The sequence below is a fragment of the Bacillus sp. Au-Bac7 genome (assembly GCF_021341655.1).
Classification (GTDB): Bacteria; Bacillota; Bacilli; order Bacillales; family Cytobacillaceae; genus Niallia.
This window is the reverse complement of record NZ_JAJTTG010000018.1, coordinates 55,233-65,617: the sequence shown is the minus strand read 5'-3', so window position 1 is coordinate 65,617 and position 10,385 is coordinate 55,233. Positions and strand designations below refer to the sequence as shown.

The 10,385-nt window shown below is 38.8% G+C and carries 6 protein-coding genes; 3 read left to right on the top strand and 3 right to left on the bottom strand.

Annotated features, from left to right (window positions below):
• Positions 1-25 precede the first annotated feature (25 nt).
• A complete protein-coding gene (gene adhE, locus LXM54_RS24675; protein ID WP_233318542.1) occupies positions 26-2,638 on the bottom strand; it encodes a bifunctional acetaldehyde-CoA/alcohol dehydrogenase in 2,613 nt (870 codons plus the stop codon).
• A gap of 342 nt (positions 2,639-2,980) precedes the next feature.
• On the opposite strand from adhE, the gene LXM54_RS24670 reads away from it, so the two are divergent.
• Entirely contained in the window at positions 2,981-3,607 is a 627-nt protein-coding gene (locus LXM54_RS24670; protein ID WP_233318541.1) for a TetR/AcrR family transcriptional regulator, read from the top strand.
• A gap of 124 nt (positions 3,608-3,731) precedes the next feature.
• A complete protein-coding gene (locus tag LXM54_RS24665; RefSeq protein ID WP_442780543.1) occupies positions 3,732-5,987 on the top strand; it encodes an MMPL family transporter in 2,256 nt (751 codons plus the stop codon).
• A gap of 58 nt (positions 5,988-6,045) precedes the next feature.
• Here LXM54_RS24665 and LXM54_RS24660 read toward each other — a convergent pair whose 3' ends face one another.
• Entirely contained in the window at positions 6,046-8,130 is a 2,085-nt protein-coding gene (locus LXM54_RS24660; protein ID WP_233318537.1) for a 5'-nucleotidase C-terminal domain-containing protein, read from the bottom strand.
• A gap of 267 nt (positions 8,131-8,397) precedes the next feature.
• On the opposite strand from LXM54_RS24660, the gene LXM54_RS24655 reads away from it, so the two are divergent.
• Positions 8,398-9,582, top strand: coding sequence for a DUF4317 domain-containing protein (locus LXM54_RS24655; protein ID WP_233318536.1), 1,185 nt, complete (start codon positions 8,398-8,400; stop codon positions 9,580-9,582).
• Between the two features lie 231 nt (positions 9,583-9,813).
• Here the strand turns inward: LXM54_RS24655 and LXM54_RS24650 are convergent, their stop codons facing one another.
• Complete coding sequence (locus LXM54_RS24650) at positions 9,814-10,167, bottom strand: hypothetical protein (protein ID WP_233318534.1); 354 nt, start codon at positions 10,165-10,167, stop codon at positions 9,814-9,816.
• Between the last annotated feature and the right edge of the window lie 218 nt (positions 10,168-10,385).

The following is a 10,385-nucleotide window of genomic DNA, read 5'->3' as shown; positions in this document are numbered from 1 at the left end:
ATAAGCTGTGGTCTTTTGTCTTTACTTATACTCCTTTATACGCTTTTCGATAAATATCGGCCAAGTCTGCAACTAATGGCAGCTTAGGATTTGCTGTTGTACATTGATCTTCAAAGGCTCGATCTGCCAAATAGTCCACCTTTTCTTCAAAGGCTTTTGCATCAACTCCATTAGCAGCAATGCTCATTGGGATATGGAGCTCTTTTGCCAAACGGATGACTGCTTTAACAAAGCTGTCTACTCCTTGTTCTGTTGTGTTGGCAGGAAGCCCAAGTATTCTTGCCAATTCAGCATAGCGCTCATCTGCCTTGAAATGCTCATATTTAGGAAATGCTGTGAATTTTTTTGGTTTTTCCGCATTATAGCGAATAACATGCGGCATTAGTATCGCATTTGAACGACCATGGGCAATGTGGAACTCTGCCCCCAGCTTATGGGCTAGGCTGTGGTTTATTCCTAAAAATGCATTTGCAAACGCCATGCCCGCAATGGTAGAGGCATTATGAACCTTTTCACGCGCTTCCTCGTCAGATCCGTTGCGATAAGCTCTTGGCAAGTATTCAAAAATTAATTGCACCGCCTTAACAGCCAATCCATCTGTGTAGTCATTAGCCATATTGGAAACATAAGCCTCTACCGCATGTGTCAGTACATCCATGCCTGTATCTGCTGTAACAGCAGGAGGAACTGTCATTACAAATTGCGGGTCAACGATGGCAACATCTGGTGTTAACTCATAATCTGCCAGCGGATATTTAATATTATTTTCTTTGTCTGTAATAACGGCAAAGGACGTGACCTCAGAGCCTGTTCCAGATGTTGTCGGTATCGCTACAAATTTTGATTTGCCTTCAAGACTTGGATACTTGTAAACTCTTTTTCTTATATCAAGGAATTTCTGCTTAAGTCCGAAGAAATCCTCATCGGGATGTTCATAGAACAGCCACATTCCTTTAGCCGCATCCATCGGTGAACCTCCGCCTAATGCAATGATGCAGTCAGGCTGGAATTTAGCCATCATTTCCGTTCCTCTGACAACAGTATCTAAAGATGGATCTGGTTCAACATCAGAGAATACTTCGACTTGAACAAGGTCTGATCTTTGTCTTAAATGATGAAGCACCTTATCCACATAGCCAAATTTGACCATATAGGGGTCTGTTACGATAAAGACACGTGAGATATCCTTCATTTTTTGTAAATACTGAACAGCATTTTTTTCAAAATATATCTTTGGCGGAATTTTAAACCACTGCATATTCACATTCCTTTTAGCAAGTTTTTTTACATTCAATAAATGCACATCTGTTACATTAGTGGCAACTGAGTTTTTCCCATATGATCCGCATCCCAGCGTTAAGGACGGCATAAACGCATTGTATATATCCCCGATTGCTCCTTGGGAAGATGGCGCATTGCAGATAATGCGGCATGCCTTCATTCTTAAGGCAAACTCTTTCGTTACATCTTCATCCTCTGAATGAATGACAGCAGAATGCCCTAATCCGCCGAACTCAAGCATCTCTTCAGCTCGCTTCAGTCCCTCTTCTGTTGATTCAGCTTTATAGCATGCAAGGACAGGACTTAGTTTTTCTCGGGAAAGAGGATATGCTGGTCCGACTCCTTCCAGTTCAGCGATTAAAATTTTTGTATCTTTATGAACTTGCACTCCAGCCATTGCTGCAATTTCATAGGCAGGCTTGCCAACAATATCCGGGTTTACTGCACATGTATTTACATTGATAACTAGGTTTTCTACCTTCTTTTGCTCTTCTGGATTTAAGAAGTGGCAACCATTTTGGATAAGCTGACCTTTCACTTCCTCATAAATTTCCTGATCGACGATAACCGCCTGTTCAGATGCACAAATCATTCCATTGTCGAAAGTTTTGGATAAGATTAAATCATTGACTGCTCGTTTTACTTTAGCTGTTTTCTCTATATAGCAAGGTACATTCCCAGCTCCAACACCTAAAGCTGGTTTTCCGCAGCTGTATGCGGACTTAACCATGCCTGGTCCGCCTGTTGCTAATATCATAGAAATTCCTGGATGATTCATTAATGCCTTTGTCGTTTCAATGGATGGTTTTTCAATCCATTGGATGCAATTTTCAGGTGCACCTGCTTTAACTGCTGCATCCCTTAAAATTTTTGCTGCTTCACTGCTGCAGCGCTGTGCAGATGGGTGGAATGCAAAGACTATCGGATTGCGTGTCTTAATAGCAATAATGGCTTTAAACATCGTTGTGGAAGTTGGGTTTGTCACAGGTGTGACACCTGCAATAACACCGATTGGGTCAGCAATTTCAAAGATTCCGGCCGCATCATCCTCACTGATTATTCCGGCCGTTTTGTCATATTTTAAACTGTGATAAATATATTCAGTGGCAAAAATATTTTTAGTAATCTTATCCTCATAAATCCCTCTTCCAGTTTCTTCAACTGCAAGCTTTGCCAAGTACATATGCTTATCGAGTCCTGCCAATGCCATTTCCTTGACTATATGATCAACCTGAGCCTGATTAAGCTTATAAAATTCATCCAGCGCCTGTTTGCCTTTCTCAGCAATCTCATCAATAATTGCCTGCACATCTGCAGCTTCCTGCTTTAGCTTTACATCCTTTTCGACAGTTGACATCTTTTAATCCCTCCAGAATTTTTCCTTTTTCGAAATAAATATAGTTTGTGAATAATTTCACAAGTTAACTTTAAAAGAAAAACCGAATTGTCAGCTTTATGACCCGGTTTATCTTTTAAAGGATAACCACAAAGAATTTGGATATTTATCCCTTTAAAACCAATAATTTTTACTTACAAGCATATCTTAATCACTTTCCAATCAAACTGCAATAGGTTCTCTTCGATTTGTTCAGCATTTCACAAACTTGTTCACCTATTGTTCACAATTGCATATTTTTTAAATTTCTCTTATACTTATCGAGTGATAAATCATTTTATTGGGTAATAGAAAGGAAACAAAATGAAAAGGGATCACGAAGAGCTGCAGTCACAGACAATGGATACACATCATTTGATTATTAAGGCAGCGACTACCTTATTTATGGAGCTTGGTTATCGTGCTGTAAGCACAAGGAAAATTGCAGCAGCCTGTGGCATTACTCAGCCTGCTTTATACCATCACTTCCAAAATAAACAAGAGATTTACATTGAGGTTCTGAAAGCTTCCATTCTTCAGACAGAAAACTATCTTTACAAAATAGCCGCCGATTATCCAGATATTAAGCAGCGCATCTTTCATCTAGCCAGCTATTTCATGCAGAATTACGAAGAAGATTTAATGCAAATGTTTCATGATCTTCATCATGAAATGCCGGAAGATGTCAAAAAAACCATTAACTCCCATTGGCAAAAAGGCTTTCTTGCACCTATTATGAGAATGTTTGAGGAAGCTGTCGCTAATAAGGAAATTGGATCATTTGAAAAGATAGACAGCAGCAGCTTTGAAGTATCTCTTCTATTATTGAATATGATAAAGTCTGCTCTTTTGCCTGAATATATGAAACGCTTATCAGAGACTGAGCAAAAAGCTATCATAGATAAAAAAGCTAAGCTCATTGTCCAAATATTTTTAAGCGGTATTGCTTAACCCTATATTCATTGCTGTTTCTTATTCTAACAAGAGCAGCATTATATTTTTTTGATTCCCTTATCAGTTGATAAGCTATTATTTTTCTTCCAGCTTATCAATTGATAAGTTCATCATAATAACAATGATAAAGGAGCTAGAAAAAGTGAAAAATTTTATCCCTACCGTTTTCCGATTTGTTTCAGGGAAAAAAGGAAGATGGATTACACTGTTTGCCTGGATCTGTCTTGTCCTTGTCCTAAGCTTAACACTGCCGCAAGCAAGCTCACAAAAAAATGAGAATGCTGCAAACTTGCCTGAAGATTCACCTTCTCAAGAAGCAGAAGCTATTATTAATAAAGAATTTCCAAATGAACAAGGAACACCGGCCCTGATTACCTTTCATCGAGATACCGGCCTCTCAAATGATGATTTAACGCAAATTCAAGAGCTGGCAGGTAAATTAACGGAGGAACCGGTTGTCCACCAGCAAAGTGTTATCCCACTTCACCAGCTGCCGATTGAAGCAGTTCAGCAGCAAGTATCAGAGGATGAAACAACCATTGTCCTTCCCGTATTGTTCGAGAAGTCTACAACAACAGCAGAGCTGGAAAAAAGTCTGGAAGAGCTACAAACTGCAGCGTCTGACATTTTCAGCACAGATCCTTTTAAAGCAGATATAAATGATGAAGATACACTGTCTGCCAGAACTACAGGTCCTGTGGGGATTGCTGTTGATGCAGCCGCACTATTCAGCCAAGGCGACTTGTCCTTGCTGATTGGTACAGTCGTTATTGTGCTTATTTGTCTTTTAGTTATCTATCGTTCTCCGATATTAGCAATCATCCCGCTGATTGGAGTTGGGATAGCTTATTTAGTAATTAGTCCTGTATTAGGCGGAATGGGCAAAGCTGGCTGGATTGAATTCGATTCACAAAGCATCGCAATCATGACGGTTCTTCTCTTTGGTGCTGGAACTGATTATTGCTTGTTCCTCATAAGCAAATACCGAAGCTTGCTAAAAGTGGAAACGAAGAAGGAAATCGCCATGGCAAATGCCCTGCGCCGTTCAGGAGGAGCAGTTGCAATGAGCGGATTGACCGTTGTGTTCTCCCTGATTATTCTTTTGCTCGCAGAATATGGTTCGATACAGCGCTTTGCTGTGCCTTTCAGTCTTTCCATTTTAATCATGATGGTCGCAAGCTTAACACTTGTGCCAGCAATTTTGGCTATTTTCGGAAGAGTTTCTTTCTTCCCATTCATGCCTAAAACACCAGAGATGGAAAAAGCAAAACCAGTAAAGATGAAGAAAAAGTCTCGTTCTCTTGGCGAATTCATCGGCAAAATTGCTGTAAATCATCCATGGAAAGTAACCATTATTACAACAGTATTTTTAGGTGTTTTTGCTTTACTGTCATTAAAGATGGAATCCACTTATGACACATTATCCTCTTTCCCTGACGATATGCCATCAAGGGAAGGATTCTCGATTATTTCTGAGCATTTCTCAGCTGGTGAACTAGCTCCTGCAGAGGTTGTTGTCCAAACAGAAGGTAGTGATATTCCTGTTGAAGATGTATTAAATGACCTTCCATTTGTTGCAAATGTTTCAGAAGGAGAACAAGCAAAAAATGATTCGGGCTTGTTTAAATACTCTGTTGAATTAAACACAAACCCTTATTCTAATGAAGCAATGGAAGAGCTCCCTGACTTGCGTGCAGCGGTTGAAAAAACTCTTGCTGACAATGGCATCACTGAAAGCAGTGAGAAAGTCTGGATTGGGGGCATAACAGCAGAACAGCTTGATACGAAGGAAACGACTGACAGTGATGCACGTCTTGTCATTCCAGTAATTGTTGCTATGATTGCCGTCCTTCTGCTTGCCTACTTACGTTCAATCACTGCTACAATTTATTTAATTGCAACAGTGCTGTTGTCTTATTTCAGCGCATTAGGCTTAGGTTGGGTTATTCTTCACTACGGTTTTGGAGTAGAGGCAATCCAAGGACTTATTCCGCTTTACGCCTTTGTCTTTATTGTGGCACTCGGGGAAGATTATAATATTTTCATGATTTCGAGCATTTGGAAGAAAAGTAAAGAAATGCCTCTTAGCCAGGCGATTAAAGAAGGGGTTGCAGAATCCGGCGGAGTCATTACTTCAGCAGGGGTTATCTTAGCCGCAACCTTCATGGTCTTAACAACATTGCCAATTCAAATATTGGTTCATTTCGGAACAATCACAGCTATTGGCGTGCTTCTCGACACGTTTGTAGTCCGTCCATTTTTAGTTCCTAGCATCACTGCACTATGCAAAAAAGCTGCCTTCTGGCCAGCAACGAAACATTTGCACGAAAGCAATGAGCAAGAGTTAGAAAAGCAGAACAAAAATCAAACAGTCTAAGATTAATAATAGAAGAGACCTAGTAGAAGCAATCTACTAGGTCTCTTTTTATCACTCTTTAAGCATGTCTTACTTTTCTATAAACCAGTACTCCAATACCAACCACAAACAGCAGTCCACCGACTAACAGCATCGTATAATTGTTTGTAGCAGTATTCGGAAGTGCATTTCCAGCTGTATTTCCAGACGTTGCTTTATCGTCTGACGTTTTGTCTGGAGTTACATTTTGGTTTTGATCATTGTCAGAACCTGGTGCTGCTCCATTGTCTGCACTGTCATCAGTCTTGTCATCATCTGTTGCTGGAGTGTCATCACCATTATCGCTATTGTCGTCTGTAACTGGAGTCTCTGAACCATTATCATCATCTGAATTATCATCATCTGAATTATCATCACCATCGTTAACTGGTGATTCTGATCCATTGTCATCGTCTTGATTACCGTCGTCTTCATCAACCGGTGTTTCTGGTTCCACTGCTTTTCCTAGTGTATCAATGATACGTCCTTCCAATTGAGGATCTACTTCTCCATTTAAGTTATCAACCATATAATCGCGTAGCTGCTCCCAATCGATTGCACCCATATCTTGAACTCGGCCTTCTTGATAGGATTTAGCAAATACTTCATAACCATCTCCGCCTTTTGCGGTAAAGTTGTTTGTAGTTACTAAGTAAGTTTGGTCTGCCTTAATGTCTTCATACTGTTCATTTACTTTTACTTGCATCGAAACTACGCGAGAACCAGCTTCTTTTGTGCTGTCATACGTAAATTTCATTCCAGATACATGGAGGAATCCGCCGCTTTCCGCTGGCGCTAAACGCACACTATATTCTAAAATTTGTTTTATTTCCTCACCTGTCAGCTGGACAAATGCAGGATCGTTCCCAAATGGCAATACGGCAATAACTTCGCCTGTAGTAATAGGTCCTTCATCAATTGCAGCGCGGATTCCGCCCCCATTTTGCATGGCAATGACAACATTTTCATTTTTTTCTTTCGCTTTTGCAAGCATAGCATCTGTTACAAGATTTCCAAGTTCTGTTTCATTTGCCCGCACACTAACTTCACTGTCTGTTAAACGTGGGTTTAATAAAGGTTTTTTGGCAACTGCCCCTGTTTCTTGATTTGTTAAACTATCAATTTCCGCTTTATATGGCGCCAGTACAGCTGCCGCTTCTGCATCTGCTGCTTTTGATGCAACATCAATTAATTGACCAGCTTGACCGACAACTACCCCATTTTCATCAAAGTCTACCTTTAATTCTCCCAGCAATGTTGAATACTGGTATGCTTGTACAATTACAGTTGGATCCTTTGCAGCACCAGCTTCATCCGCTGTAATAACTACAGGCTCATTCAATTGTGTATGAGAATGTCCACCCACAATAACGTCAATTCCATCAACATATTTAGCTAATTGTAAGTCATTGCCCATTTCTGGATTACTGTCATAACCAATATGTGTTACAGCAATAATTTTATTAATTCCCTTACTTTCAAATGCTGCAACTGCTTCTTTTGCTTTCTCTATATAGTTTTGGAATTTCACATTAACAGGACTGGAAATATTCGCTGTGTCCTCTGTTGTTAATCCAAAGATACCAACTTTTTCTCCATTTACTTCTTTAATCATACCGTTATAAACAATTCCATCTTCCGGAGATTCTGTATAAGAATTATTTGTTTTGCTTGCCATATACGCATCACCAGAGAAATCTACGTTAGCACTTAAAAAAGGAAAATTTGCTTTTGAAACAAATTCAGATAAGGACTTATGGCCATTTTCCCCTGAACCTAAGTCAAATTCATGATTTCCAAAAATCATTGCATCAATATCCATTAAATTTAGTAGTGCTAAATCTGCTTGGCCTTTAAACTGATTGAAATATAATGTTCCTGAAAAAACATCTCCTGCGTTAAATAGTAGTGCATTTGGATCTGCAGCTCGAACCTCTTTAATTGCCGTAACCATATTTGGCATAAGGTCTGCGTGTGCATGTGTATCATTCATATGCATAATCGTTAAGGAATAATTATCATTTGATTCAGCAGCATATGTACTTGTTGGTAGAATTATAGATACCAATAATGCTAATGTTGAAAAAATACTTGCCAGTACAGCCATTTGATTCCTATCTTTCATTCTAAAATTTCCTCCTTTTTTTATCGTTAACACGACATTTATCGCATATTTTGTCAACGATTCTCCTATATTGTAGATATACTGTATTAACCTGTTGTTAAAAGTTTGTAAAACTACGTAAATCTACAATATCCTTTCAAATATTCTCTATAATACGACCTTTTTCCTCCCTTATATTCTATTAATTAAATATGTTAATATAAATGAATGACTAAAATTGTTTTGCCAAAATAGCCAATCGTGATAGCTTAGGAGTGTATAAAAATCATGAACAAGAAAGACGTAGGAAACATACGAAAACAATTCAAGATAAACAATGATAAATTGAAAATCTCTGATATTTTTAATGTCTATATCATGAAAGAATCAAGCGAAATTTTTCATTCCCAAAGCCAGCCATTCGCTATGCTTGATCAAGATCAGCAAGAGCTGTTTTTAAATAATTTTAAAAAAATGCTCGCAGGTCAAATGGATGAAAAGCTCTTTGAACTCAAATTTAAGAGAGATGCTGAGAACAGCAGCCAGCTTATTCTCCATCAAGGACTGCTAAGCAGTGAGGTCGATGATTGGAAAGACCAAATGTTAAAGATTGTAGAAAAAATGCTCGCAATCAGACAATATGAAAAAGATATTGTTGTCACTTTCATTCGCGGAGAGTATATAAAGCCGATGAAACGCCGCAGTGAAGAGTCGGAGGAAAATGAACGGGATACTGTTTTCTCTCATTCGTTTATTTTATGCAGCATCAATAACACACAAGATCCTAAAAAAGAGCTGTTGTTCGATTATGTTGATAGAGAATTTAAATACAATATCGTATTAGATCCAATCATTAATCTTCATGCTCCAATGGGCGGCTTCCTTTTCCCATGCTTTACAGACAATGCAGCGGATGTTAACCATATCCTCTATGCAGCTGGCAAGGTTCATGAACCTGACTATGCATTTATTGAAGAGGTTTTAAACGGAGAAGAAATTATGACAGCACAAGATGATAAAATTGTGTTCGAAGAAATCATAAAAGATGTAACTGGTGACCAATTAAATACCTCCACCCTCTCGAACGTTTATGAAGAGATAAACCGCATGATTACAGAAAATGAAGAAGAAGAACCGCCTAAATTGGACTCTAAAGACGTGGAACAAGTCTTGAAGATGAGCGGAGTAGAAGATATAAGCACAGAAAAAGTCGAATTTGCCTTTAAAAAGATTATCGATGATGACAAATACGAGCTCAAAGCAAGCAATATTTTGCCTAAATTCACCTCTAAATCTATTAAAATCAGTACGAAAATTGCTAATATCGCTATCAGCCCGCCAGATTTACGCTATGTTAAACAAGTAGAATTCAGCGGCAAACGCTATTTAATGATTGAAGTAGAAGAAGATACGGTGATTGAAGGATTTACGATGATTCCAGAGGCTTTTGTAGGGAACCCGAAGGATGAATGATTGAAATAATTTAGGTTCTGACTGTGCAAAGCTGCCGTCGGAACCTAAATTTTAAACTATATTATCTTTTAGTAGTCTCGACTCCTAAAATCGTTAGGAAAACTATTAGTTTTGAAAAATTCATCTGATAATTTCTAACTAACCATTCAAAAAAAATAAAAAAGACGCTTTTTCCAAAGAAAATACGCCTTTCTGAATGAAAACCAACCTGCCTATAGATTGGTTCCTCTCCTATTCATTTGCATTGGCTTCTGCTGCCACCAAATATTTGTCTAACAGTGTATCTAGGTCCTTATCCACCCTGCCATCTTCTGCAAGCTGGCTTGCTTTTGATAAGGCGTCACTCCAGTTGCCGTTATCAATGGCAGATTTAATATCCATTAATCCAGCCACTCTTTTATGTAGATTCTGTGCTGTTTCATCCTTTGGCTTCTGCTCAAGTGCGAGTTCTAGTGACAGCAGAGCTTTTTTTAAGTCCCCGCTCTCAATTGCTGTTTTTGCTGCCTTCATGTCGTTTTCATATGTTTCCGAGCTGCAGCCAGCCAGAAACAGGGCCATTATGCCAATCACAGCCCATTTTCTCATCCGATACCCCTCCACTGCCTGATGTCCTGTCATCAACCAGCAAGGACTAAAGGCAATCTATTTTCCCATATGGCACTTCACCTTTTTTGAGAGTGAAGCATGCCATAATAACGCTTTATTTCTCCCACTATTAATGTTAACAAATAATACATGGTGGTCAATACTTCGGGTACACTACTATATTCCTATCTATATGGTAAAAATAGCGAATAATGAAA